A 298-nucleotide genomic window follows, 5' to 3' on the forward strand; every position below is an offset into this window, starting at 1 on the left:
GCTGACGATGGGGATCTCCACCGTCGCCATCGGCCTGCTGCCGACCTAAGAAACTATCGCCATACTGGCGCCTGTGCTGCAGGCGCTGGCGCGCTTTGGTCAGGCCCTGGGGCGGGGCGGGGAATGGGGCGGCGCGGCGCTGCTGGCGACCGAGAACGCCCCGGCGCGTAAGCGTGCCCTGTATGGCTCTTTCCCACAGCTGGGCGCGCCGATTGGCTTCTTCTTCGCGAACGGCACCTTCCTGCTCCTCTCCTGGCTGCTGACCGATGAACAGTTCATGAGCTGGGGCTGGCGTATT

1 pseudogene is annotated in these 298 nt (G+C 66.4%); it reads left to right on the plus strand.

From position 1 onward, the window contains the following. Window positions 1–298 (plus strand): annotated as a pseudogene (locus tag INF86_RS22410) (MFS transporter); the annotation flags it as partial.

This window comes from Enterobacter cloacae complex sp. I1M, from assembly GCF_014982425.1.
Taxonomy (GTDB): Bacteria; Pseudomonadota; Gammaproteobacteria; order Enterobacterales; family Enterobacteriaceae; genus Enterobacter; species Enterobacter intestinihominis.